Origin of the sequence: Micromonospora haikouensis, from assembly GCF_900091595.1 — a bacterium.
Lineage (GTDB): Bacteria > Actinomycetota > Actinomycetes > Mycobacteriales > Micromonosporaceae > Micromonospora > Micromonospora haikouensis.
This window is the reverse complement of record NZ_FMCW01000017.1, coordinates 127200-153100: the sequence shown is the minus strand read 5'-3', so window position 1 is coordinate 153100 and position 25901 is coordinate 127200. Positions and strand designations below refer to the sequence as shown.

At 75.7% G+C, this 25901-nt stretch carries 19 protein-coding genes; 13 read left to right on the top strand and 6 right to left on the bottom strand.

What is annotated here, in order from left to right:
• The first annotated feature begins 18 nt into the window (after window positions 1–18).
• From GA0070558_RS18765 to GA0070558_RS18725, 10 genes are all read left to right on the top strand, one after another.
• Complete coding sequence (locus tag GA0070558_RS18765; protein ID WP_091281874.1) at window positions 19–1995, top strand: hypothetical protein; 1977 nt, start codon at window positions 19–21, stop codon at window positions 1993–1995.
• Window positions 1884–2330, top strand: coding sequence for a YbaB/EbfC family nucleoid-associated protein (locus tag GA0070558_RS32895; RefSeq protein ID WP_077937313.1), 447 nt, complete (start codon window positions 1884–1886; stop codon window positions 2328–2330). The genes GA0070558_RS18765 and GA0070558_RS32895 overlap by 112 nt, the downstream gene beginning before the upstream one ends.
• Window positions 2330–2662, top strand: coding sequence for a hypothetical protein (locus GA0070558_RS18760; protein WP_077937314.1), 333 nt, complete (start codon window positions 2330–2332; stop codon window positions 2660–2662). The genes GA0070558_RS32895 and GA0070558_RS18760 overlap by 1 nt, the downstream gene beginning before the upstream one ends.
• Window positions 2663–2743: 81 nt before the next feature.
• A complete protein-coding gene (locus tag GA0070558_RS18755; protein ID WP_091281872.1) occupies window positions 2744–8287 on the top strand; it encodes a WXG100-like domain-containing protein in 5544 nt (1847 codons plus the stop codon).
• A gap of 2706 nt (window positions 8288–10993) precedes the next feature.
• Complete coding sequence (pcaD, locus tag GA0070558_RS18750) at window positions 10994–11704, top strand: 3-oxoadipate enol-lactonase (protein ID WP_176734264.1); 711 nt, start codon at window positions 10994–10996, stop codon at window positions 11702–11704.
• Window positions 11701–12087 carry a 4-carboxymuconolactone decarboxylase gene (pcaC, locus tag GA0070558_RS18745; protein WP_091281869.1) on the top strand — a complete coding sequence of 129 codons (387 nt, stop codon included), beginning with the start codon at window positions 11701–11703 and terminating at the stop codon, window positions 12085–12087. The genes pcaD and pcaC overlap by 4 nt, the downstream gene beginning before the upstream one ends.
• Window positions 12088–12130: 43 nt before the next feature.
• Window positions 12131–12841, top strand: a complete 711-nt coding sequence (locus GA0070558_RS18740; RefSeq protein WP_091281866.1) for a ThuA domain-containing protein — start codon at window positions 12131–12133, stop codon at window positions 12839–12841.
• Window positions 12811–13920 (top strand): Gfo/Idh/MocA family protein, encoded by a 1110-nt coding sequence (locus GA0070558_RS18735; protein ID WP_091281863.1) that lies wholly within the window; start codon window positions 12811–12813, stop codon window positions 13918–13920. Before GA0070558_RS18740 ends, GA0070558_RS18735 begins: the two co-directional genes overlap by 31 nt.
• A 159-nt stretch (window positions 13921–14079) precedes the next feature.
• Complete coding sequence (locus GA0070558_RS18730) at window positions 14080–14685, top strand: YdeI/OmpD-associated family protein (RefSeq protein WP_091281861.1); 606 nt, start codon at window positions 14080–14082, stop codon at window positions 14683–14685.
• A gap of 78 nt (window positions 14686–14763) precedes the next feature.
• A complete protein-coding gene (locus tag GA0070558_RS18725) occupies window positions 14764–15513 on the top strand; it encodes an SAM-dependent methyltransferase (RefSeq protein ID WP_091281858.1) in 750 nt (249 codons plus the stop codon).
• A 55-nt stretch (window positions 15514–15568) separates the two neighbouring features.
• On the opposite strand, the gene GA0070558_RS18720 is transcribed toward GA0070558_RS18725, so the two are convergent.
• Together GA0070558_RS18720 and GA0070558_RS18715 are read right to left on the bottom strand one after the other, a co-directional pair.
• Window positions 15569–17368, bottom strand: coding sequence for a sensor histidine kinase (locus GA0070558_RS18720; RefSeq protein WP_091281855.1), 1800 nt, complete (start codon window positions 17366–17368; stop codon window positions 15569–15571).
• Window positions 17369–17379: 11 nt separating this feature from the next.
• Window positions 17380–18069 carry a response regulator transcription factor gene (locus GA0070558_RS18715; protein ID WP_077937326.1) on the bottom strand — a complete coding sequence of 230 codons (690 nt, stop codon included), beginning with the start codon at window positions 18067–18069 and terminating at the stop codon, window positions 17380–17382.
• A gap of 176 nt (window positions 18070–18245) precedes the next feature.
• Here GA0070558_RS18715 and GA0070558_RS18710 point away from each other — a divergent pair, with 176 nt between their 5' ends.
• Genes GA0070558_RS18710 through GA0070558_RS18700 form a run of 3 tightly spaced genes read left to right on the top strand, consistent with a single transcriptional unit; the run spans window position 18246 to window position 21333 of the window.
• A complete protein-coding gene (locus GA0070558_RS18710) occupies window positions 18246–19460 on the top strand; it encodes an efflux RND transporter periplasmic adaptor subunit (RefSeq protein ID WP_218107028.1) in 1215 nt (404 codons plus the stop codon).
• The gene (locus tag GA0070558_RS18705) at window positions 19457–20137 is read left to right on the top strand and encodes an ABC transporter ATP-binding protein (protein ID WP_077937327.1); all 681 of its coding nucleotides are present in this window, start codon (window positions 19457–19459) and stop codon (window positions 20135–20137) included. The genes GA0070558_RS18710 and GA0070558_RS18705 overlap by 4 nt, the downstream gene beginning before the upstream one ends.
• Window positions 20134–21333, top strand: coding sequence for an ABC transporter permease (locus GA0070558_RS18700; protein WP_091281852.1), 1200 nt, complete (start codon window positions 20134–20136; stop codon window positions 21331–21333). The genes GA0070558_RS18705 and GA0070558_RS18700 overlap by 4 nt, the downstream gene beginning before the upstream one ends.
• A gap of 113 nt (window positions 21334–21446) precedes the next feature.
• Here the strand turns inward: GA0070558_RS18700 and GA0070558_RS18695 are convergent, their stop codons facing one another.
• The 4 genes from GA0070558_RS18695 to GA0070558_RS18680 all read right to left on the bottom strand — a co-directional run bounded on the left by GA0070558_RS18695 (window position 21447) and on the right by GA0070558_RS18680 (window position 25898).
• The gene (locus GA0070558_RS18695) at window positions 21447–21998 is read right to left on the bottom strand and encodes a hypothetical protein (RefSeq protein ID WP_218107027.1); all 552 of its coding nucleotides are present in this window, start codon (window positions 21996–21998) and stop codon (window positions 21447–21449) included.
• A gap of 131 nt (window positions 21999–22129) precedes the next feature.
• Window positions 22130–23233: an allantoicase gene (gene alc, locus GA0070558_RS18690; protein WP_091281847.1), complete on the bottom strand. Its 1104-nt coding sequence runs from the start codon at window positions 23231–23233 to the stop codon at window positions 22130–22132.
• On the bottom strand, window positions 23230–24546 hold the full coding sequence (gene allB, locus GA0070558_RS18685; RefSeq protein WP_091281844.1) for an allantoinase AllB: 1317 nt from the start codon (window positions 24544–24546) through the stop codon (window positions 23230–23232). The genes alc and allB overlap by 4 nt, the downstream gene beginning before the upstream one ends.
• Window positions 24543–25898: an 8-oxoguanine deaminase gene (locus tag GA0070558_RS18680; protein ID WP_091281842.1), complete on the bottom strand. Its 1356-nt coding sequence runs from the start codon at window positions 25896–25898 to the stop codon at window positions 24543–24545. The genes allB and GA0070558_RS18680 overlap by 4 nt, the downstream gene beginning before the upstream one ends.
• Window positions 25899–25901 lie beyond the last annotated feature (3 nt).

The window sequence follows — 25901 nt, the reverse complement described above, 5'->3', positions numbered from 1 at the left end:
ACCCGGGCGGGCCGCGCGGTGACCGCCCCGAACCCGGAGTTCATCGGCTGGACCTGGGAGCGGATGCTGCGGGACGTCCTCAACGAGGGCCGCGACGGCGCCGACCAGTTCAGCGGCACGCTGATCGACCGCAACCTGGTCGCCGGCCACGGGGTCACCTGGGTCCGGTTCGTCGAACGGCGCACCCAGGAGCTGGACCGCGGCACCCGCCCCACCGTGGACCCGGGGGACCGGGAGCTGATCGGCTACCGTCGGGTCGGCCCCGGGTTGGACGACCCGCAGCGGGATCTCTGGGAGATCGTGCGGGGCCACATCACCTTCTGGGAGGGGGCCGGCGGACCGCCGCCGAGCAGCGCGTTCGACAGCTTCTACCGGGCCAGCGTCAACGCCCTCACCCGGCTGTACGCCGGCACCAACGGCTGGTTCAGCGAACGCAGCTTCACCGACGCCGGCAACCTGCTCTGGCGGGTCGAGCAGACGCTGCTCACCACCGCCGCCGAGCTGCGGGTGCTGCGTGACGGGATCAGCGGGGCCGGTTCCGGGTTCGCCGGGTCGGCCTCGGCGGTCTTCGTGGCGGCCCTGAACACCCTGCACGCGGACATCGACCGGCTCACCCGGGACATGAACGCGACGAACGACACCAACGCCTGGTCGGACCGGGTCTTCGAGCAGTCGAACGACCTGCTGATGTTCCGCGAGCGGATCAACGACGCCTGGCGGGTCTTCAGCGACCACACCCACGAGTGGTACAACACGTACCACCCGACCGCGTTGTTCAGCACGGTCCGCAGCATCCTCGAACAGGTCGACCGGGGCAGCCTGAACGCGGTGCTGGTCACCGTCCCGGACACCTACGGCGCCGGCTCGGTCAGCGGCACGTTCGACCTGACCACCGCAGCCGGCTGGACCGGTCTCGACGTGCTGCTCCGCACCGCCTGGCTGCGGCAGCTCGTCCTGCTCGACATGCAGATGCGGACCGCGCTGGGCCAGCTCGTCGCCGCGTTGCGCCAGACCAGCGGGATCGTCAACCGGTTCACCGGGCCCTCCGGCGGCGGGCAGTCCCCGCCGCCCGCGGAGGGTCCCTCGGACGGCCCCACCGACGGCCCGCCCCGCGACGAGGTGCGGTTCACCAGCACCCAGTTCGGCGGCACCGGCTTCGACGGACCGGGCGGTGTCGGGGGCGGCGGGCCGGACGTGACGTTCTCCTCCTCGGGGGCCGGCGGGATGGGGAACGTCCCGGCCGGTGGGTCGGCGGCGATCGGCGCGGTCGGCCCGCTGGGCGGCGGCGGATTCGGCGGGGCGGGCATCGGGTCCGCCCTCGGCGCGGCGAGCCTGGCCGGCGGCTCCGGCGGCCTCGACACCTCGGGCGTGGCCGGCGACGGCGTCGGCGCGTTCGGCGCTGTCGGGCGTACCGGCACCGGCGGGTGGGGTGGCGGGGCGCTGGCCGGGGTGGGGGGCTTGGCCGGCGGCGTCGGCCCGGTGATCGGCGGACGGGCCGGCGGCGGCGTTGCGGACGCCGACCGCCGCTCCGGCGGCGCGCTGGGGAACTGGGCCGACGGCGGCGTCGACATCGGCGACCTGGCCGACGCGCCGCTCACGCGTCCGGCCGGCGCGGCGGTCGGCGGATCCGCCGTGGGCCGGGAACTCGCCGCCCTGCTCGCCGGTCCGCCCGGCGGCGTCGGCGGCGCGGGTTCGCCCGGTGGTACGGGGTTCTCCGGCGGCGCCGGTCGACGTGGCGCAGCCGCCGGCCGCCGGCCCGGTGGTCCACGGCCGGGAGCACGCGCGCGGCCAGGGCTGACACCCGGCGACACCCGGCGGCGGGCGACCGCCGCCCGGTCACCCCACGAGACAGAGACGAACCACGTGAACCAGGAGGTGAGGACATGTCGAGTCCGTTGTCCAACCAGGTCGAGCAGGCGCTCGCCGAACTGGAACGGCAGAAGGCCGCGATCGACGAGATCCAGGGCGACCTGCACAGCGCGTACAGCACGGTGACCGCGAAGAACCGGGCGGTCGCGGTCACCGTGGACAGCCGGGGAACGGTCACGGCGATCAAGTTCCCGACCTCGGCGTACCGGTCGATGGCCGGCCCGGAGCTGGGCGAGCTGCTGGTCGACACGATCGGGTCGGCCCGGGACGAGGCGCTGGCCCGCACCGTCGCCGCGTTCGAGTCGCTGCTCCCCGCCGGGCTGCCCATGATCGACCTGTTGACCGGCGAGGTCGACCCCGAACGCGGCCCGCTGCCGATGGAGCGGCTGCTCGCCGAGGTGTTCCGCGTCGCCGAGCCGGACGACGCCCCGGTGCCGCCGCCCGCGACGGGTGCCCGCTGATGGCCCCGGCGACCGGGCCGATCGGCGCCGACACCGGCCGGCTGACGAACCCGAACTTCGACCCGTTCACCGAGGAACTGGACCGGGTCCAGCGGGCGCTGCGGCGCAGCGACACGGACCATCCCGGACTCGTCGGCGAGCCGTACGCCGACATCGACGAGATCGTGGCGAACCTGCCGAAGGCGTCGCTCGGCGCGGATCTCATCCAGCTCCTGGGCGCGGTGCCGCAGGGCTACCAGGACGACCTGCGGAAGCTGGGGCAGATCCTGGCCAACGTGGAGGCGACCAACGCCGACATGGCCGGCGGGGTCAACAACGGCCGGCACTCCTAGCGGCTGGCCGTGGTTCCCGCCGCAGGCGGGCAGCGGTTCCGTGACGCGTGACGACGGTACGACGACGAGGGGTGGTCTCCGGTGGCGATCGAGGTTTCGGCCGAGCTGGCCAACTTCCTGCGCTTCCTGATCGGCGAGAAGTTTCCCAGGGCCGACGAGACCAACCTCTTCGCTACCGCCGAGGAGCTGCGACGGGCCGCCGAGCAGGTGGCCGCGTCGAGCGAGACGTTCGGCGACGGGGTGCGGGCGTACCGGGCCGGGGTGAACGGGCAGGCGGAGGACTCCTTCGTCGACACGATGGAGCGTTACGTCCTGCACAGCCCGGGCTACCTCGGCCTGGTGTCGAAGTACACCAACCGGATGGGCGACAGCTACCGGGGCACCGCGACCGAGGTGCAGTACGCCAAGCTGATGATCATCGCCGCGCTGCTCGCGCTGATGGTGGAGCTGCTGACGGCGCTGGCGATCGCCTGGATCAACCCGGGCGCCGCGCTGGCCCGGCTGGCGGTCGGCCGGGTGATCATGCGGGTGATCTTCCAGAACGTCACCACCCGGGTCCTGTTCCAGGTGGCCATGGCGCAGGCCGTCGGGATCGGCCTGCAGACGGTGATGGACCGGCTGGTGCAGCTCTACCAGATCCGCAACCACACCCGGGACGGCTGGAACGACGAGCTGACCCGCGCCGCCGCCGAGGTCGGCTCGCTGGGCGGCGCGGTCGGCCTCGGCCTGGGCGGGCTCATGCAGGGTCTGGAGCGGCTGGCTCGGTCGACGAACGTGGGCCGGCGGGTCGGGCTGTCGGCATCGTCGAACACCCCGGACTCCCCCGGGTTCCGGCCCGGCGAGGCGGCCCAGGAGGTCCTCAACGAGGGCGTCAGCGAGTGGCTGACCGAGTTCCTCTACAACGGCATCACGACCGGCGAGTGGGACGCCGACGGGGCGGCCGTCGTCGCGGGCGCGATGTCGGGGCTGGCGAGCGTCGCCGGCACCGCGATCGGGCAGCAGCTCAACAAGGCCACCGGCGGTGACCGGGACCGGACGTCGAAGTCGTCGGCGCTTGCCGAGCAGGAGCCGCCCGCGTCCGCCGATCCGACTGTCGACGAGCCGCTGCCCGCGTACGACCCGGTCCGCCTGCCGGCGTACGACGGCCCACCGTCGTACGCCGAGGCGGTGGCCGCCGTGCCCGGGGTGGGTGCCGTCCCGACCGGCGCGGGTGGCACCGGCACCGGCGGCACGACGCCGGGCGGCGCGGGCCGGGGTGGTACGGCGGGCACCGGGGCCGGTGGAACCGGACCGGCGGCCCGGACGGGTGCCGGGGGCGGCTCCGCCGAGGCCGACGCCGACGCGGCGGGGCGGCTCCGGCGAGCCGACGGCGAGTCGACGGAGCCCGGCGAGCCGGCCGGGCCGGAGCGGGTGGACCCGAGCGGTCTCACCGCCGGTGGCAGCACCGACCTCTCGGACCTGTTGACCACGCACGACCTGTCCACGACGTCCGACCTGTCCGTCACGTCCGACCTGTCCGCCACGCCCGGGGTGCCTGCGTCGGCGGACGCGCCTTCGGCCTCCGGCCTGCCCGCGTCGTCCGGTACGGCCGCCGGCCAACCGGCCGGCGGCGCGCCCTCGGCTGCCCGGACCGGCGGGTCCGCGCCGGTCCCGGGTGCCGCGCCGGAGGCCGGAGCCGGCGGGCCGGCGGGCGGCGGGCGCGCGTCCGGAGCCGACCCCGCCGCCCCGGGCCGGCCGACCGTCGGCTCCTGGACGGGTGGGCCACAGCCGGTCGGCGCACCGCCGGCGGGCGGGTCGGGACCTGGGACGCCGCCAGTGGGTCCGCAGCCGGTGTCGGTGGGTGCGGTGACCGCCGCTCTCGGGACCCCGGTCGAGGGCCGTGGGGCCACCCTGGAGCAGCGCCTGACCGGGGTGCTGCCGCCGTACGACGGCACGGCGCTGGACTGCGTGATCCGGCTGGCGGCCGTGGTCGGCGAGTTCTCGGCAGCGCCCCGGCCGCCCCGGGTGACCCGGGACGACGCCGCGATCGACCCGGTGCGCCCGGAGTCGGAACTCGCCGCGCAGCTCGGCGTCGAGTGGCAGCCGGTCTCCGACTGGGCGCAGGTCGTCGGCCGGGTCAGCGGGGCCGGCCCGAACGCGTTGGCGGCGGTGCTGGTGCAGCCGCCGAACGCCCCGCGCCACGCCTTCGCCCTGGTCAACGACGGGGGCGAGCTGTTCTGGGTGGAGACCCAGGCGGCGTCGGGCCGACGGGTCCGGCCGGTCGGGAATCCGCCGGAGCCGCCGGTGGGCGCGCGGGTCATCGTGCTGGACGGGCAGGGCTCCCCGGTGCCGGTGACGCCGGGCGACACGGCGACCGTGCGGGCCCTGGTGGACCCCGCCACCACCAGCCGGTACGGCATGTCCCGGCCGCACCCGACGCGCCCGGAGCCCGCCACGACCAGCCCGTCCGTCGACCCGGTGCCCGTGCCGACGGTCGAGCAGGTCACCCGGACCGCGGAGGGGCTGCCGCCGGACCTGGTGCGGGTGCCGGCGAACGGGCGGTGCCTGCCCTACGCGGTCCTGACGTCCGCGCCGGGCGTGGTGTCGAGCCGGTTGGCGGCCGCCGGGCTGCTGACGCCGCAGGTGGATCGCTGGCTGGCGGAGGCCGACGATGTCCGTGCGGCGGTGAGCTGGCACGCCGAGCAGCTCTCCATCGGCGCGACGTCCGTGCCCGACGACGCGCCACTGAACCGCACCGCCGACGCCCTGATCGGTCTCGTCGCCGGATATCTGACCACCCACCGGGACGCCCTGCCGGCGGTGCTCCCCGAAATTCGTCAGGCGCTGGCCGACCGGGAACGGACCGACTCCGGCCTGGTCTCCCGCGTCGACCGGCTCGCCCTGCTGGAGCGGCACGGGTACACCGGCCTGCCGGAGCTGACCGACGACGAGCTGCTCACCACCTACCTGGACTGGTACGCCTTCCATGCCGGGCCGCTGACCGACCAGGAGTTCGACGTGCTCCTGGCCGCCGTGCACGACTGGTCCCGATCCTGGTCGGAACCGGTCGGCCTGGCCCTGCTGCCGCTGCTGGCGCACGCGCTCGACGTGTCGTTGAGCGTGCGCAGCCGTGCCGACGGCCGGGAGCGCGCGGTGTACGGGCCGGCGGACGCCGCCGCGGTGACGGTGTACCACAACGATCGCGACCATTTCGACGCCTCGTCCGCCGAGCCGAGCAGCCCGGCCGCCCCAGACACCCCGGCCGCCCCGGCCACCCCGACCACCCCCGACATCCCGGTCGCCCGGGACACCCCCGAGCCGCCAGCCGCCCCGGATACCGCCGACACACTCGACGAGTCGCCGGCCGGCGCGGATCTCGACGGCGCGTACGGGCCGGCGGTGCGGGCGGCCCGCATCACGCCGGGGGAACGCGACGACGCCGGGGACGTACGCCTCAATCCGTTCTGGTACCGGCTGGCCGACTTCCCGGCCCACCTGCTCGACCCGGCGCGGGCCCGCACCTGGCGCTACGTGGTGGCCGAGGACGGCGAGGTCTACCTCGGCGCCGCCGACGCCGCCACGGCGATGCGGCAACGGGACTTCCGCGCCCTGCTGGCGGGGATGCGGCAGTACGATCCGGAGCTGACCGCCGAGCGGCTGCGGGAACAGCTCGGCGGGCAGGGCCACGCGGGCCTCGCGGTCGGCTTCGACGCGCGGGGCCGGGCCATCGAGCGGCACGCGCGGGTCGGCGGCGAGCTGACGTGGAACGAGTCGGCCCGGCGGTGGCAGGTCGACGACCGCTCGGCGCAGTACATGGGCGCGACGCGTCCGGCGGCGACCCCCGACGAGATCCAGGGCTGGCTGGGCACCGTCGCGGCGGCGGTCGGCGGCCGGTTCGACCGGGACGTCACCCCCGTCCGGCACACGCCCGACGACGCCGGCCCGCCGGCCACCGTCACCGTCGACTTCGCCCCCGGCCAGCGGGCGGCCGAGGCCGGGCAGTGGCCCGAGCTGGACCTGTTCGTCGACCAGGTCGTCGCGCAGGCCCGCCGCGCGTGGGGGACCGAGCGCCCCCGGGTGGTGCGGGTCCGGATCGAGGGCGGCGGCAACGGCTCGGGCCGGCTGCGGCTGCGGGCCGACCGCACCGGCCGGCGACGGGCCGCCTCGCTGGCGGAGCTGGTCGGCACGATGGTGGCGGCGCGACTGAAGATCGAGGGGATTCCGCCGCGGCTGGTCCGGGTCGACCAGACCAGCCGGGGCGCCGGCCGGTCGAAGAGCCCCGGCGCGCAGCGCCCGGCGACGCCGCAGCAGCGCCGCCGGGCGGTGCTCTGGACCGAGCCGGGGCCCGCCTACGCCGGCCGGCGACGCCGCCGAGGGCCCGCGCCCGCCGACCGTGCCGGCCGGGACCGTGCCGGCCGGGACCGTGCCGGCCGGGAGCGGCGACGGTTGCGTAACCCCGCCGCGGCCGGTCGGGCGGGCCGGTCCGCCGCGGGCCGGCTGCGCCAGGATCCGGACGGGACCTGGCGGGTCGGCAGCGGCCAGGTGGTGACCCACGACGTCCCCGGCCGACCGGGGAGCATCGCCCTGCTGTCCGACCGGGAGTGGCGCCGGCTGGCCCGGAATCCGCGGCTGCCCGCCGCGACCGACAACGTGACGGTGCTGGTGCACGGGGCCGGCGACCGGTTCCGGGTGCCGCTGCGCCACGCCGACGGCCGCACCAGCGAGGTGACGCTGACCGTCGACGAGCTGCACACCCTGCTGGAGTCGCCCGAGCGGGACGGCCGGCGACTGGCGTTGCTCTCCTGCGCGGCGGGCCGGATCGGCGCGCGGTCCGTGCAGCGATTGGCCGACCTGCGCGACACCGACGTGTTCGCGCCCGAGGGCGACCTGGTGGTGGCCGGGACGACGGGGCACCCGCCGGTGTCGGTCGACGGTCGGCCGTGGGCACTGTTCGTGCCCGACGGCACCGTGGCGTGGGACGTGGTCAACGACGAGATCGTCGACCCCGACCGGTCGGACGCGCCGTTCGCCGTGCCGTTCGCCGGGTACGCCAGCCGGGCCGGTGACGCCGACCCGGACGGCGTACGGCTGACCAACGCCCCGCTGCCGCCGACCGGGTGGGACCGGATCCGCATCATCGGCGACGGGCTCTGCCTGCTCAGTGCGGTCGCCGTCGCGACGCCCGAGGCGATGGCCGACATCGCGGGCATGCCGCCGGACGCGGTCGACCGGCTGCTGCGGGTGCGCCGCGCGGGCGTCCACGACACCGACCTGACCGACATCGACACGGCGCTGCGGGACGAGATCCTGCGGCGGGTGGCCGACCCCTCCCCGGCGATGGTCGGGCTGTTCGACCAGGTGGCCACGACCTGGCTGTTCCCGGTCGGATACGACGTGCAGACCACCCTGCTCGACGCGGTCGACACCTGGGACTGGCAGCGGCTGCTGCCCGGCCAGGACGACACGGAGAACGGCGGCCGGGTCGGTGACGTGCTGCCCCTGGTGGATCGGCGCGGCGCTCGGCCGGCCGGTGTGGCAGGGGCGGCTCGACCCGTCGTCGGCCACGGTGCTCTGGCCGGACGGCGACGGGACGCCGGTGCGGTTGATCTACAACGGGCGCGACCACTACGACGCCTGGGTTCCTGACGCCCTGGTCACCCCGGCCGCCCCGGCCGCCTTGACCGGCGACCTCGGCGACGGCGGCCGGGCCGTCGACACCGGCGACAGCGGCAAGAAACCCGACTGGCCGGGGGTGGTGCGCACCCCCAAGCAGCGGACCGTGCTGTGGCCCTGGGAAGGCGAGGAACTGGCCACCACGGTGACCACGTTCGTCCGGCAGGTCGACGCGGTGGACCTGCCCGGCCAGCATCTGCTCGTCCTGCTCGCCGACGCCGAGCGTGCCCTGCTGCTCGGCGAGCGGGTGCTGCCCGAGGCGATGCTGGACGCCGTGTTCGCCGGCGGGCCCAACACCCCGCCGTGGGTGCCGATCGTCGACGCCGACCCGCGGGCGCCGATGGTGCTCACCGTGGTCAGCGACGACGACGCACACGCATTGGCGTTCGGCCGCTCCGTCGAGCGGGAACTGCGCCGCCGCCTGGACGCGGGCCGCGCCGCACCGACCCACCTGAGCGTGGTGACCATGCGGCGGCTCCGGGTGCCCGCCGAGCCGGTACGGGTGCCCCAGCTCCGCTTCCGGCTCCCCGTGCCCCCCGCCGGGCAGCTCTCCCGGGCCCACCTCGCCGGCCTGCCCGAGCGGGTCCGGCAGGCGTACGTCGCGCTACCCGACTACACGGCCGGCGACCCGGCCCCGACGTACGAGCGGTTGTCGCAGGACCAGCGGCACGAGGGTCGGGAGGAGTCCCGGACAGCGGCGACGCAGCAGGCGGAGCCGCGCCGCGCGGAGCTCACCCCGCCCGGCCCGGTGCGGCGGGTGACCGTCGCGGACACCGGTCTGGCCGACGACCTCGGCGGGCACCGGGGCTGGCTGCTGCACGGCGGGTGGCCGCCGGCGGCGGCCGACGCCACTGGGGCGGCCCCGGTGGAGCTGACCGTGGCGGCCCCGGCCGACACCGCCCGGTTGGTCCGGTTGTCGTTGCCCGCGGTCGAGGACCAGCCGGCGCTGGAGGTGGACGCGCTGGTGGAGCCGCCGACGGGGGCGTCGCTCGACGTCGAACCGCGCCTGATCACCGTGGTGCCGTTGTGGCGCAACGACTTCGTCGACGGCCCGGTGGCCCAGCCGATCGTGGACCCGCCCGAGATGGTCCGGCGGGCCTGGCGGTATCTGATCGAGGACACGGAGCAGACCGAGACCGCCACGATCCGGGCCGAGCGGCCCGACCAGCACGACGACAGCCCGCTCGACGCAATCGAGCGCCGGATGCTGCAGGCCCGCGTCCTCAGCGTGATCCGGGAGACCTTCTGGGAGACGTTCGGGGAGACCCCGGCGTACGCCGCCGGGCTGGCCGCGTTCCTCGGGATGCCCGAGGACACGCCCCTGGCCGACTACTGGCAGAACGAACCGGTCCGCGAGCTGATCATGCGGCACCCCTGGCGGCTGCTGTCCACGGAGCTGGTGTCCTACGTGGACCGGTACGGCTGGCGGGCCGCGCACCGGATCGTCATCCAGCCCGGCCGGCTGGACGCCGGGTCGTCCGACGCGCTGGTCACCCCGGACGGCGTCCGCCACACCGCGGCCGACTACCTGGCCCGGCTGCCCGCCGCCGGGGGCAACCGGGTGCTGTTCTTCCCGGACCTCGACCACGCCGCGGCGGCGGAGTCCGGCTTCATCCGGGCGGTACGGGCCTCCGCCGTCGTCGTCCTGCCGACCCTGCTGCCCGTCGACGTCCAGTGGATCGTGCTCGGCGCCAGCGCCGTCACTGACGCCGAGGTGAGCCTGCTCGTCCCCAACCTCGAGGAGGCGCTCGCCCGGGCCACCCTGCACGCCGCCGACCCGGTCGAGGGCCGCCAGTTGACCGAGGCGCTGCTCGCCGACCCCGACCTGCGGATCTACGAGAACGAGGACCGGCTCGCCGAGATCTTCGACAGTGGTCTGCTGGCCGTGCCGGCCGCGCCCGTGCGGCTCCTGCTCGGCCGGACGGGGAGGATCGACGTCGAGAGCATCCGCGCGGAGTTGTGGGAAGCCGGAGTCCTGCTGATCGACCCGGCTGCGCTGCCGAGGCACCGCGTGATGATCGAGATCACCGATCCCCGCCCGGAGCTGGTGCAGTCCTTCCAGACCGACCGTGGCGGGACGCGCGGGGGGCAGTTCCTCCTCGACGGCAGGTACGCCGCCGAGCATCCCGACACCTGGCGGGTGGTGGCCGAGCCCTGGTCGCGCATCCAGTCCTGGCTGGCGGTCCTCGACCCGGACCGGACCTATCCCTGGGACCCGTACCTGCTGGCCCTGGCGCATCGGGACCGGGTGGCGCGGCGCATCGACGAGACCCCCGGCGCCTGGCCGGGGGCCAGTCACCGCTTCGCCCCGGTGTCGACCGCCGCGCTGGCGCAGGTGCAGGAGATGTTCGCCGGCCAGTCCACCCGGGAGGGGGTGATCTGGACCCAGTCCGCCGAGTCGCCGAGCCAGACGATGCTGCTGGTCGACGAGACCGCCCGGGGAATCGTCGATCATCCGGTGGTCTACTTCGTCCCGAAGCCGCCCCGGGCCCGGGCGGCGGTCACCATCCCCCAGAGCGAGGACCTGCGGGGCCGGGGGCTGGTCGTCGCCGTCGGGCAGCTCGACGGCGACCGGCTGACCGGCGACGGCTGGGAGGTGACCGCCGACGAGGTGATCGAGAACGAGGCGTTGCGGGCGCATCCCCGGGTCGTCCTGCTCGACCGGTCGCCGCCGGCGCGATGTGGCGACCCCAGGTCCCGGCGCTCGCGCAACGGTTCCGGGTCATCCGGTACGACCACCTGGGCCACGGCCGCTCGGCGGTGCCGGCCGGGCCGTACACGATGGACCTGCTGGGCCGGGAGCTGCTGCGGACGCTGGACGACCTCGACGTGCCGTGGGTCCACTACGCGGGGCTGTCCCTCGGCGGCATGGTCGGCATGTGGCTCGCCGCGCACGCGCCCGAGCGGGTGCGGCGGCTGGCGCTGCTGTGCACCTCGGCGTCGCTCGGCCCACCCGGGCAGTGGCGGGCACGGGCGGCGACGGTGCGCGCCGACGGCCTGCCGGCGATCGCCGACGCGGTGGTGGCCCGCTGGTTCACCCCGGCCTTCGCCGCGACCCGGCCGGACGTGGTCGCCGACCACCGCGCCATGCTGACCGCGACGTCCCCCGCCGGCTACGCCGCCTGCTGCGAGGCGATCGCCGCGATGGACCTCCGCGCCGACCTCGGCCGGATCGGCGCGCCGACGCTGGTCGTCGCGGGTGCCGACGACCCGGCCACCCCGGTCGCGCACGCCCGCGAGATCGTCCGACGGATCCCCGGGGCCCGGCTGGCCGTGGTCGACGCGGCGGCGCACCTGGCCAACGTGGAGCAACCCGGGCGGGTGGGCCGACTCCTGCGGGACCACTTCCTCCCGCCCGACCATGTCGACGAGGAACCCGGTGACCGATGAACGACCGCGAGCGGCACGACGCAGGCATGACGGTGCGCCGGGAGGCGCTGGGGGACGCGCACGTCGACCGCGCGGTCGCCGGCACGGACGCGTTCACCGCCGACTTCCAGGACTTCATCACCCGCTACGCGTGGGGGGAGGTGTGGAGCCGGCCCGGCCTGGACCGGCGCACGCGCAGCTGCGTGACCCTCGCCGTGCTCGCCGCCCTGCACCACGACGAGGAACTGGCGATGCACGTCCGCGCCGCGCTGCGCAACGGGTTGAGTCCGCAGGAGGTGGCGGAGGTCCTGCTCCAGGTGGGCGTCTACGCTGGCGTACCGGCGGCGAACCAGGCGTTCCGGGTGGCCCGGGAGGCCCTGCGGCAGGAGCCCGGCGAAGCGTGAGCCCGCCGGGCACCGGCGCGCGGGCCAGGGGAAGGGAGCGAGGGTGACGCAGCGCAGAGCACTGGTGGTACGGGGCGGCTGGGAGGGGCACGAGCCGGTCCGGGCGACGGAGTTGTTCCTTCCGTTCCTCGAGCGCAGCGGCTACGCGGTGCGGATCGAGGAGTCGACGGACGTCTACGCCGACGCCGACGAGATGGCCGGCACCGACCTCGTGGTGCAGTGCGTGACGATGTCGCAGATCACCCAGGAGCAGGTGGCGGGCCTGTGCGCGGCGGTCGTCGCCGGGACGGGGTTCACCGGCTGGCACGGCGGCATCGTGGACTCGTTCCGGATGTCGTCCGACTATCTGCACCTGGTGGGCGGCCAGTTCGCGACCCATCCGGGCAAGGAGCCGTGCGAGCGCCGCGGTGGGGCGGAGGACAACTTCCTCCCGCACACGGTACGCGTCACCGACCTGGGGCGGCAGCATCCGATCACCGCGGGGATTCCGGACATCGAGCTGGTCACCGAGCAGTACTGGGTGCTGCACGACGACCTCATCGAGGTGCTGGCCACCACCACCCACCCGGCGCAGCCGTGGCAGCCGTGGCACCGGCCGGTCACCTCGCCGGCGATCTGGACCCGGCAGTGGGGCGCCGGGCGCGTCGTCGTGACGACCCCGGGGCACAGCCTCGACGTGCTGGAGCACCCGAGCATCCGTACCGTCATCGAGAGGGGGATGGTGTGGGCGACCCGCACCGCGTCGGCGTCGTAGGGCTCGGGGTCATCTCCCGCGCCTACCTGGACACGCTCGCGAACCACCCGGCGGTGGACATCGTGGCGGTGGCCGACCTCGACGCCTCCCGGTCCGCCGCGACCGCCGCCGGGCTTCCCGGAGCCGAGGCGGTGACCGTCGAGCGTCTGCTCGACCGCCCCGACGTGCAGACGGTGCTCAACCTCACGATCCCCGCGGCACACGCCGAGATCTCCCTCGGCGCGATCGACGCGGGCAAGCACGTGTACGTCGAGAAGCCGCTCGCCGCCACGCTGCCGGACGGCCGGGCGACCGTGGAGCGGGCCGCGGCGGCCGGCGTCCGCGTCGGGTGCGCGCCGGACACCGTCCTGGGCACGGGCACGCAGACGGCGCGCGCCGCCATCGACGGCGGGCTCATCGGCCGTCCCCTGTCCGCGTCGGCCGTCATGGTCACCCCGGGGCACGAGCGCTGGCATCCCCACCCCGACTTCTACTACGCCCCGGGCGGGGGGCCGCTGCTGGACATGGGGCCGTACTACATCTCGGCGCTCGTCCACCTGCTCGGGCCGGTCCGCGCGGTGCACGGAGCCGCCAGCCGGCTGCGTCCCGAGCGCGTCATCGGCTCGGGCCCGCGCCTCGGCCAGCGGGTTCCGGTGCTGGTGGACACCCACGTCACCGGCGTGCTCGAACACGCCGACGGCGCCCTGTCCACCCTCACCACGAGCTTCGACGGCGTCGCGACGACGGCCGCGCCGATCGAGGTGCACGGGGAGACCGGCACGCTCGCCGTGCCCGACCCGAACTACTTCGACGGCGAGGTCCGGCTGTTCGCGCTCGGCGGCACCGAATGGCAGGTCGTGCCACCGGGGGCCGGCTACGTCGACGGTTCCCGGGGCGTCGGCCTGATCGACGCCGTCACCGCCGGGGGTCGGCGTCCGCCGCGGGCCGGCGGCGACGTGGCGCTGCACGTGCTCGACACGATGACCGCCCTGCTGCGGTCGGCGGCCGAGGGCCGGCGGATCGAGCTGACCACGGTCGTGGAGCGGCCCCCGCTCGTGCCGCTCACCCCGGCCGGACAGTGGCGGGCATACCAGGCGTGACACCGCGCGCAGTCAGTCGGGCAGTTTCGCCGTGAGCTGCATCAGACGTGCGGCGTGCTGCGGGTCGAGCGTGGGAGAGCCGGGCGGAAGCCGCTGGTGGCGGTCGATGGCCGGCAGGGTGCGGCCACCGCTCCAGCCGCAGCGGGCTAACCTGCCGTCATGGCGACTGCCGAACTGGACGAGTTGATCGTCGCGGACGCGGACGAGTTGCGAACGTGGCTGTCGGCCCACCACGCCACGTCGCCCGGCGTCTGGCTCGCCCTGACCCGCAAAGGCGGCACCGTCACGACGCTGACCTGGCAGCAGGCGGTCGACGAGGCCCTGTGCTTCGGCTGGATCGACGGGCAGGCCCGCAAGCGGGACCAGGAGAGCTCCTGGATCCGGTTCACCCCGCGCCGGCCCCGCAGCGTCTGGTCGCAGCGTAACGTCGCCCACGTGGCCCGGCTGGAGGCGGACGGGCGGATGCTGCCCCCGGGCCGCGCGGCGGTGGAGGCCGCCAAGGCCGACGGGCGGTGGGCGGCCGCCTACGCCCCGTCGTCCGAGGCCGAGGTGCCGGCCGACCTCCTCGCCGCCATCGCCGCCGACCCCGCCGCCCAGGCCATGTTCGACGTGCTCACCAAGGCCAACCGGTTCGCTCTCGTCTACCGCCTCAACGCCGTCAAGCGAGCGGAGACCCGCGAGCGGAAGATCGCCGAGTTCGTCGCCATGCTGGCCCGCCACGAGACGCTCCACCCGCAGAAGGCCAGGCCGCTGAGCCCGCCGTGACCGGTCGCTCGTGGCGTCGCCGCGCCCGGCCCGACAACCCCGGTGCGGTGGGCGACCGGAGTCGTGTTGACTCGGGCGGTGGATCGTCAACGGCTCAGCAGCATCGCGCACTCGCGCCACCCGATCGCGGCCCCGATCTTCGGCGTCAACGTCAACCGGCTCCTGCGCCGGGCGGGCCGGCAACCGACGGCCCGCGTCCTCGACCTCGGCTGTGGCGAGGCGGCCTGGGCGCTGCAGGCCCTCGCCCACTATCCGGACGGGCACGCGGACGGCGTGGACGTCAGCGCGTACGCCCTCGAACGCGCCGCCGGCGCCGCCGACGCGCGCGGCCTCGCGGACCGGCTCACCCTGCACCGGCGCGACGCACGGACGTACGTGCCCGACGGCGACTACGACCTGGTGCTGTGCGTCGGCTCGACCCACGCGTTCGGCGGGTTCGGCGGGACGCTGGAGCTGGCCGGCCGGCACGTGAACGCCGACGGCGTCCTCCTGGTCGGCGAGGGGTTCTGGCAGGTCCCGCCGACCCCGCAGGCGCTGGCGGCGCTCGGTGCGAAGCCCGAGGAGTTCACCGACCTCGCCGGCCTGGTCGACGCCGCCGAGCGGGCCGGCTGGACGCCGACGTACGCCCACGTCAGCGACGCCGCCGAGTGGGACGACTACGAATGGTCGTGGATCGGCTCGCTCACGGAGTGGGCGCTGGACAATCCCGGCCACCCGGACGCGGCCGAGGCGCTCACCGCCGCCCGGGAGCACCGCGACCAGTGGTTGCGCGGATACCGCCACGTGCTGGGTTTCGTGACGCTGGTGCTGCGCCGCGGCGGGCGGTGAGCACTAAGCCCACCCTGCGGCCGGTCCGGCGGCCCGACAGGCGCCGCCCCGTCCGCTACCGCCCGGCGACGGGACGGCGGTGACCGGCGGCCGCCGGCTCGGCGATCGGCAGCCGGATGGTGAAGGTGCTGCCCCGGTCGAGGACGCTCTCGAGGCCGATCGTGCCGCCGTGGGCCTCGGCGAGCTTGCGGGCGATCGACAGGCCGAGCCCGCTGCCCCCGGTGCTGCGGGCCCGCGAGTCGTCGGCCCGCCAGAACCGGTCGAAGACCCTGGCCTGGTCGGCGGGCGCGATGCCGGTCCCGGTGTCGGACACAGCGATGGCGACCTGGTCGTCGTGCACCGCGCACCGCACGGTGACCGAGCCGCCGGCGGGGGTGTGCCGGACCGCGTTGGCGACCACGTTGCCGACGAGCTGCCGCAGCCGGGCGCCGTCGACCGGCAGCTCCGGGTCGGCGAGCAGTTCGGTGCCCAGCCGCACCCCGGCGGCCTCGGCGGCGCCCCGGTGCGCCTCGACGACCTGCTCCAGCAGGTCCGCCACGAAGTGCGGCTCGCGGTGGATGCGCAGGTCACCGGCGTCGGCGGCGGCCAGGTCGCGCAGGTCGTCGATGATGTGCTGCAACAGCAGCGCCTCGTCGAGCAGCAGGCTGAGCAGTTGCGCGTCGGGCTGGGCGAGGCCGTCCTGGGCGGCCTCCAGCCAGCTACGGATGTTGGTCAGCGGCGTACGCAGCTCGTGCGCCACGTCGCTGACCATGCTCTTGCGCAGCGCCTCGGTCTGTTCCCGCCGGGCGGCGAGGTCGTTGAGGGCGGTGGCGAGCAGGCCGATCTCGTCGCGGGTGGTCACGGGGACCCGGGCCTGTTCGTCCATCGGCCGCCGGGTGGCGTCGGTCAGCGCCCGCAGCGGCCGGACCAGCCGCCGCCCGACCAGGACGGTGATCAGCACGGTGGCGGCCAGCACCGTTCCCGTCACCTGGGCGATGCGGATCGCGTTGTCCCGGGACAGGTTGAACACCGGTTCGGCGGTGCCCTGGGCCTCGTCGGTCACGAAGAGCAGGGCCGGCGGGGCCACGTACGACCTGAGCTGGGCGAGCCGCGCCTTCTGCAGGCAGGCGTCGGTCTGCCGGTCGACACGGGCGTCGCCGCTCGGGGTCGCGGTGCGGTCCGCCCTGATCGCGACCCGGTCGGGCATCCCCGCCTCGCGCAGGCAGGTCTTCGTCGCGGTCCTCAGCTGCGCGATCCCCTTGGCCTCGCTCGGCAGCGGCTCGGCCAGCTCGGTCGGCAGGCAGAAGCCGGCGACGTCGCGCACGTCCGGCCCGTTCACCTGCACCGACGCCCGCCCGCCCGGGCCGACGACGACCTTGCCGTCCAGGGTGGACTCACCGCGGATGCAGCCGAGCCACCGGGTGGCCAGCGCCCGGCTGAAGGCACTCTCCTGCGCGGTCAGCACGTACGGCCCGAGCGCGCGCGGGTCGATCCGCTCGGTCCCGCCGGTCAGGCCCAGGTCCACCTGCAGCGGGTCGACGGTCGCCGACGGCCGCGCCGCGTGCAGCGACGGGCCCTGCGGCGCGGTGTCGGCGATGACCTGCCGGTCGGGGGTCATCAGGGTGATCCGCCGTTCGAGCTTGCCGGCCCGCTCGGCGAGCACGGGGGCCACCTGCGACCAGTCCCGGTGGGTGGCGGCGTAGCCCAGCATCGTGTCGTAGATGCTCTTGTCGTCGGCGAGCGAGCGGCCCTGCTCCTGCCGGATCGCCCGGGTCGTCGACTGCACGGCCAGCCAGGTGGTCGCCAGGATCGCGCAGACCGCCACCAGCAGGGAGGTGGCCAGCAGCCGCACCACCAGACTGCGGTGCGGCGGCACCCGCTGCCGCCTCACGGCGCCCCGGGGCTGAGCTTGTAGCCGACGCCGTAGACGGTCAGCAGTTGCTGGGGGCGGCGGGGATTCAGCTCGATCTTGCGGCGCAGGTTCATCACGTGTACGTCGATGGTGCGCTCGGTCGACTCCCGCTCGACTCCTCGGGTGTGTTCCAGCAGTTGGCCGCGGGTGAACACCCGCCCCGGCTGGCGGGTCATCGCGGCCAGGATCGCGAACTCGCCGGCGGTGCAGTCGACTGGGACGCCACCGGCGGTCACGGTGTGCCGTGGCTCGTCGACGGTGAGCCGCCCGACCCGGTGCACGGGGGAGTCCTGCCCCGTCGTCCGGACGCGCCGCAGCAGCGTCCGGATCCGGGCCACCAGTTCCCGGGGGCTGAACGGCTTGGTCATGTAGTCATCGGCGCCCAGGTCCAGGCCGCGCAGGAGGTCGTCCTCGCTCGACCGGGCGGTCAGCATCAGCATCAGCACGTCCGACTCCTGCCGGAGGATGCGGCAGACCTGCATGCCGTCCAGCCCCGGCAGCATCACGTCGAGCACGAGCAGGTCGAACGGCTGCTGCCGGGCCTGCCGCAGCGCGGCCTCGCCGTCGTGCACGACCGTCGCCTCGTGTCCCTCCGCGGCCAGGTAGCGGCGCAGCGCCTCGGCCTGCCGCCGGTCGTCCTCCGCGAGCATCACCTGTGCGCACATGGTGGGGACTATAGGTCAGGCGTCGGGCCCCGAACCGGCTGCGACCTCGGCCGCGACGTGGGTCGCGCCGCGCCCGGGCAGCCCAGGGGCGGTGCGCCGCGCGGCGCGGCGGCGGTGCGGAAAAGGTCACGCCCGGGCCTGACAGGATCCTGATATTCCCGGGCCACGATCGCGCCATGTCACTGCCCCGGACGGTGCCACCGTCGGACACCGAAACCCAGGTCATCCCGGTCGTCGGCGCGGAACCGACGCCGCGCCGCCGACGCCTGCCGAGGCTGGTGGTGCCCGCCGTCGTCCTAGCGGTGCTGGCCGTCACGGCGGGTGTCGTCTGGTTCGGCCGGGACAGCGGACGACCGCCGGCCGTCGACGAACCCGCCGGGGTGCGCAGCGTCGCGCTGGCGCGGCAGGACATGTCGATGGCGCAGTCGCTGCCGGGCACCCTCGGCTACGGCGCCGCCCGGGTGCTCAAGGGCGGCAGGGGCGGCACGGTGACGTGGCTGCCCGCGCCGGGGGCGGCGGTCCGGCGCGGAAAGCAGCTCTACCGCGTCGACGACCGGCCGGTGCCGTTGTTCTACGGCGGGATGCCGCTGTACCGCCCGCTGCGTGACCTCGGCACGGTCGGTCGGGACGTGCGGATCGTCGCCGACAACCTCGACGCCCTCGGCTACGAGATCGGCGACCAGCCGAGGCCCGGCACCCGGCTGGTCCCGTCGCCGGCTCCGTCGCCGGCCGCGTCCCGGCCGGCGGTGACGGTGGGCCGGGGCGAGGCCGTCCTGACCACCGGGCTGCGCGCGGCCGTCAAGCGCTGGCAGAACGACCTGGGGGTCCCGGCGACCGGCGCGGTCGAGCCCGGGGACGTGGCGGTGCTCGTCGGCGCGGTCCGGGTCGACTCGGTCGCCGCCCAGCCCGGGGACAGCGCGAACTCCCCGCTGATGTCGGTCACCCAGACCGCGAAGGTGGTCACCGTGCAGATGGACGTCGGTGACGCCGCCTCGGTCGAGCCGGGCGACGTGGTCGACGTGCGGCTGCCCGACGAGAGCGCGGTCGGCGGCAAGGTCGCCGCCGTCGGCCAGGCCGTGCAGGCGGCGGCGGGCGACGACCCGACGGGCGGCGGCCCGGCCAGGGTCACCGTGACGGTCACCCTGGACAAGTCCGCCGCCGTCGCCAAGATCAGTTTTGCCGACGTGCAGGTCGACTTCGTCGCCGAGACCCACAAGGACGTTCTCGTCGCGCCGGTCGGCGCGCTGCTGGCGCTCGCCGAGGGCGGCTACGCCGTCCAGGTCGAGGGCGGCGGCCTGGTCGCGGTCGAGACCGGCATGTTCGCCAAGGGCCTCGTCGAGATCAGCGGAGACGGGCTCGCCCCGGGCACGCGGGTGGTGACCACCTCGTGAGCACCGTCCTGTCCGCGCGCGACGTCAGCAGGCGCTACCCGGGCGGGGTCGACGCGCTGCGCGGGATCTGCCTCGACATCGCCGAGGGCGAACTGCTCGCCATCGTCGGGCCGTCCGGCTCCGGCAAGTCGACCCTGCTCCACCTCATGGGCACCCTCGACCGGCCCAGCTCCGGCACCATCCGGATCGCGGGGCAGGACGTCGCCGCGCTCTCCGACCGTCAGCTCTCCGCCCTGCGGGGCCGCTGGCTCGGCTTCGTCTTCCAGCAGTTCCACCTCGCCGAGGGCCTCACCGCCGCGGAGAACGTGGCCACCGGCCTGCTGTACGCCGGTGTCCCGCGCAGGCGTCGCCGGGCGCTCGCGCTCGACGCCCTCGACCGGGTCGGCCTCGCCCACCGGGTGGGCCACCGCCCGGCCCAGCTCTCCGGTGGCGAACGCCAGCGGGTCGCCATCGCCCGGGCCATCGTCAACGGACCCGCCCTGGTGCTGGCCGACGAGCCCACCGGCGCCCTCGACACCGGCACCGGGCACGCCGTCCTGCGCCTGCTGCGCAGACTCAACGAGGAGGGCACCACCATCGCCGTCATCACCCACGACAACGAGATCGCCGCCAGCCTGCCCCGCCGCGTCGAGATCCGCGACGGCCGGCTCGTGCGGGACACGGCGGCCGTCCGATGATCCGCCCCGTCCGCCTCTCCCCGCTCGACCTGCTCGACGTCGGGTTGCTCGGCATCCGTACCCGCAGGATGCGGGCCGCGTTCTCGGCCCTGGGCATCGCGATCGGCATCGCCACCACGGTCCTGGTCACCGGCGTCCCCGCCGCCAGCCAGGCGGCGCTGCTGCGCGAACTGTCCGCCCTGGGCACCAACAGCCTCCAGGTCATGGCGCAACCCGGCACGGACTCGCCACCGCAGCTGCCCGAGGAGTCCGTGGCGATGGTGCAGCGCATCGGCCCGGTCACGGTCGCGAGCGCGGTCGCCAACACCCACGCGCTGGTCCGCCGCAACGACCGCACCGACGCCCGCGACGGCTCCGGCCTGACCGTGCTCGCCGCCCGCCTCGACCTGCCGCGGGCCATCAACGCCACGGTACGTTCCGGGCGCTGGCTCGACCCCGTCACCGAGCGGTTCCCGACCGTGGTGCTCGGCTCGGTCGCCGCCACCCGGCTCGGGTTCGCGGACCTGCCCGCCACCGGCGGCCCGGCGCCGATGGTGATCATCGGCGACCGGTGGTTCACCGTCGTCGGCATCCTCGCCGCCACGCCGCTCTCCCCCGACATCGACCGCTCGGTCCTGGTCGGCTGGGAGGCGGCCCGCAGCCAGCTCCGCTTCGACGGCCATCCCACCGTCATCTACGTCCAGTGCCGGGAGTCGGCGGTCGAGACCGTCCGCGCCGTCCTGCCCGCCACCGTCTCGCCGGTGCAGCCCGGCCAGGTCGTGGTGACCCGCCCGTCGGACGCCCTCGCCGCGAAGCGGGCCACCGAGGGCGCCTTCTCCGCCCTGCTCCTCGGCCTCGCCGCGGTCGCGCTGCTCGTCGGCGGCATCGGGGTGGCGAACACGATGGTGATCGCCGTGTGGGAACGCCGCACCGAGATCGGCCTGCGTCGGGCGCTGGGCGCGCACCGGGGCCAGATCCGCGCCCAGTTCCTCACCGAGTCGGCCGCGCTGGCCGCCCTCGGCGGTGTCGCCGGGACCCTGGTCGGCCTGGCCGCCACCGCCGCGTACGCGGTCCACCAGGGCTGGCCGGTCGTGGTCCCGCTGCCGGCGACGCTCGCGGGGCTCGGCGGCGCCGTCGTGGTCGGCGTCGTCGCCGGCGTCTACCCGTCGATCAGGGCCGCCCGGCTCACGCCGACCGAGGCGCTCGCCTCGTCCTGACCGTCGCGGGGAAGAAGGAGCACACGGGGGAGGGCGGCGACCGACCGCACCGTCGCGGGCGGAGAACGACGGAGGCGCCACCCGATCGCGGGTGGCGCCTCCGGTCCGTGCGGTCACTTGCGCTTCGCGGCGACCTCACGCTCGCACTCCGGCGAGAACCGCATGCCCTTCGAGATCGACTCCGCGTCGTTCTGTTCGCCGCCGAACGACCAGCCCGGGCCGTCGGGGTTGACCTCGACGTAGCGCACGCCCTTCTCCTTGAGGCACGCCACGACGTCCCGCGCGAAGTCCCTCGCCTCCGGGTTGGCCGGGTCGAGCTCCCACGGCGGCAGCGGCAGCAGGTTCTCGCAGGCCTTGTTCGCCTTCCCGATCCGGCCCGACGTGGTGCCGCCGGCCCGTTCCCGGTGGATGTCGACACCGTGGTCGGCCATGCACTTCTCGTACGGCCTCGCGCGCGCCTTCGCGTCCTCCTCGGTGTCGTCGAGGCGCTCGCGGGGACGCTCGTCGGCCGGAGACGCCGACGGGGCGACGGAGGGCGCGTCGCTGCGCAGCGTGGCCACCTCCGGCGGCTCGGCGGTGTCGGTCTGGTCGGATCCGGTGTTCGAGCACCCCGTGCCACCGATCATGACGGCCAGGAGGAGCGCGGCCATCGGGTACTTCCTCATCGTGACGCCTTCCTGTCGGACCTCCGACGCGACGCGGTCGCGCCGGTGCCCAGGATCGCCGCCAACTGTCAGGAAGCTGTGTGCCCGCCGCGTCCGGCCGGCGCCGGTCGGCCCGCCGCGACCGGCCGGGCTCAGCCGCCGCCGGGGCCGGCCGTCGGCGGCCGGGTGCGCCGCCAGCGGGCGACCAGGGCGTCCCGGCCGGCGGCGTCGATCCGGCCGGTCACCCGCAGCCGGGCCATCCCGCCGTCGGGGAAGATGTCCAGCCGGACGTGGCTGGCGGCCCGGGGCGCGTCGACCGGGAAGCGGTGCCGGGTGTCCGGCCGCAGCCGGGTCTCCGGCAGCAGGGGGAACCACGCCGCCGGGTCGTCGAGGTCGCCGTGGCGCTCGTCGGCGGCGCGCAGCGTGGCCCGGCCCGGGGCGTTGCCCTTGAAGTGGCTGGTGTCGAGGTCCACGAACTGCGCGACCCCCGGCACGCCCAGCCGGACCAGCACCCAGTCGTTGCCGTCGTCGCGGCGGCGGGCGGTCTCCCAGCCCTCGCCCATCACCCGGGCCGGGCCGGGGGCGAGCAGGTTCTGCGGGGCGCCGTAGAACCGGTCGCTGCACGCCTGCACCCGGCCGCCGTGTTCCGTCGCGGCCAGGTCGAGCACGTCGGGCAGCAGCCGGGGGTCGGGCACCACGTCGCCGTGCACCCGCAGCCGGGCGACGCCGCCGTCGGGGAAGATGGTGAGCCGCACGTGGGTGACGTGGTGGGGCACGTCGACCGGGAAGACGTTGCGGCTGTCCCCGGCCAGCGGCGAGCGGTCGAGCAGCGGCACCCAGCGCGCCCCGGCGAGCTCGTCCGGCCCCGGGTAGCCGCCGACGGCGCACCCGTCGACGGCGGCGAACGGCGGATAGTTGCCGGTGAAGAAGCTGGTGTCGACGACCAGCAGCCGCACCACGCCCGGCAGGCCGAGCCGGACGATGGCGTGGTCGGAGCCGGGCTCGCGGCGGCGGCGGGTCTCCCAGCCGTCGTAGACCTGGCCCTTCGCGGCGAACGTGCGGGGCGAGAACGTCGGCGGCAGCGGATCGACCAGGTTGTCCGCGGCGGCGAAGAACTCGTCGTTGGCGGCGACCACGCCGCCGCCGAAGGCGCGCGACGCCAGATCGGGCAGGGCGGTCAGGTCGGTCAGGTCGGGCTGGGCGCCGTCGGCGGGGCGGGGCGGGGCCGGGTCGGTCGGGTCGGGTCGGCCGCTCATGCCGCACCCGCCCGCAGCAGCCGGCCGCGCGGGGCGTCGCCGGTGACCGGTTCGCCGCGCAGCCAGGTGGCCCGCACCACCCCGGTCAGCCGCTGGCCGGCGTACGGCGTCACGGGGTGCCGGTGGTGCAGCCGGCCCGGCTCGACGCGGAAGCCCGCGTCCGCGTCGAAGGCCACCAGGTCGGCGTCGGCGCCCACCGCGATCCGCCCCTTGCCGCGCAGCCCGACCAGGTCGGCCGGGCCGGTGGCCATCCAGCGGACGACGTCGGTCAGGCCGTGCCCCCGGCGACGGGCCTGGGTCCACACCACCGGCAGGCTGAGCTGCACCGACGCGATGCCGCCCCAGGCGGCGGCGAAGTCGCCGGTGTCGGCCCGCTTCAGCTCGGGCAGGCAGGGCGAGTGGTCGCTGACCACGCAGTCCACCGTGCCGTCGGCCAGCGCCGCCCAGAGCCGGTCCTGGTTGCCCCGGTCCCGGATCGGCGGGCAGCACTTGAACTCCGTCGCGCCGTCGGGCACCTGCTCGGCGGTCAACGCGAGATAGTGCGGGCAGGTCTCCACGGTCAGCCGCACGCCGTCGGCCCGCGCCGCGACCAGCTCGGGCAGGGCCCCGGCCGACGACAGGTGCAGCACGTGCACGCGCGCGCCGGTGCGGCGGGCGGCGGCCACCACCGTGGCGACGGCGGAGCGCTCGGCCGCCGGCGGCCGGGACGCCACGAAGTCGGCGTAGCGCGGCGACGGGGGCGACTCGCGTACCGACCCCGGGTCCTCGGCGTGCACGACGAAGAGCGCGTCGACCGCCGCCAGCGCCCGCTCCAGCAGGACGGCGTCGACCGGCGGGAACTCCGGCACGCCGGAGTCGACGAGGAACGCCTTGAAGCCGAACACCCCGGCCCGGTCCAGCGCCACGAGGTCGCCGAGGTTGCCCGGCACGACGCCGCCCCAGAACCCGACGTCGACGTGGCAGCGGCCCCGCGCGGCGGCGCGCTTGGTCTCCAGCGCGGCCACGGTGACCGTCGGCGGGACGCTGTTGAGCGGCATGTCGACCAGGGTGGTGACGCCGCCGGCCGCGGCGGCCCGGGTGGCGCTGGCGAAACCCTCCCACTCGGTGCGGCCGGGCTCGTTGACGTGCACGTGCGTGTCCACCAGGCCGGGCAGCAGGGCGACGTCGCCCAGGTCCTCGTCGACGACGGCGTCGAGCGGCGCGTCGTAACCGGCGAGCGCGGCGATCCGGCCGGCGGCCACGGCGACCGCCGCCGGCCGCTGCCCCTGCGGCAGCACCGCCCGGCGGGACCGCACCACCAGGTCGTAGCTCATCGGGCCCGCTCCAGCAGCCGGCGGTGCGCCCCGGTGGCCGCCAGGGCGAGGGCGTCGGCGTCGGCCGTGCGCAGCTCCGCGTCCTCGACGACGGTCCGGCCGCCGACCAGCAGCAGCGCCAGCGGCGCCGGTGGGCCGAGCACCAGCGCCGCCACCGGGTCGTCGATGCCGGCGTGGCCCAGCCCGTCGACGCGCCAGAGCGCGACGTCGGCGAGCTTGCCCACCTCCAGCGAGCCGATCTCGTCGGCGCGGCCGAGGCACCGCGCCCCGCCCATGGTGCCCAGGGCGAGGGCCTGCCGGGCGGTCAGCGCAGCCGGGCCGCCGCGCAGCCGGGCCGCGTACAGCGCCTGGCGCAGCTCCGCGCCGAGCTGGCCGGCCTCCTGGGAGGCCGCGCCGTCGACGCCGAGGCCCACCGGCACCCCGGCGGCGAGCAGGTCCGGCACGCGGGCGGTGCCCGCGCCGAGGCGGGCGTTCGAGCTGGGGCAGTGCGCCACCGCCGTGCCGGTGGCGGCCAGCTTCGCCACCGCCGGGTCGTCCAGGTGTACGCCGTGGGCCAGCCACACGTCGTCGCCGAGCCAGCCGAGCTGTTCGGCGTACTCGACCGGGGTGCAGCCGTGGGTGGCGCGGCAGTATTCCTCCTCCTCGACGGTCTCCGCGAGGTGGGTGTGCAGCCGGACCCCCCGCCGCCGGGCCAGCGCGGCGGACTCCCGCATCAGGGTGCCGGTGACCGAGAACGGCGAGCACGGGGCCACGGAGACGCGCAGCATCGAGCCGGGGGACGGGTCGTGGTGGCGGTCGATGGCGGCCTCGGTGGCCAGCAGCGCCGCCTCGGTCTCCTCCACCAGCGAGTCCGGGGGCAGGCCGCCCGCCGACCGGCCGAGGTCCATCGACCCCCGGCACGGCTGGAAGCGCAGCCCGATCCGCCGGGCGGCCTCGATCTCGGCGGCCAGCGGGTCGTCGCGGCCCGGGGGGAACACGTAGTGGTGGTCGGTGCTGGTGGTGCAGCCGGACAGGGCGAGCCAGCCCAGCCCGGCGGCCGACGCCGCGTGGACGATGTCGGCGTCCAGGTGCGCCCAGACGGGATAGAGGGTGGTGAGCCAGCCGAACAGGTCCGACTGCTGGGCCAGCCCCCGGGTCACCCACTGGTAGAGGTGGTGGTGGGTGTTGACCAGGCCCGGGGTGGCCAGGCAACCGGTGCCGTCGATCCGGCGGGCCGACGGGTCCACCGGCCCGGCCGGCCCGGCCCCGACGGCGGCGATCCGCCCGTCGTCGCCGATCACCACGTGCCCGGCGCGGTGCTCGCTGCCGGCGGCGTCGACCGTGGCGACGGCGCAGTTGTCGATGACGATCACGGC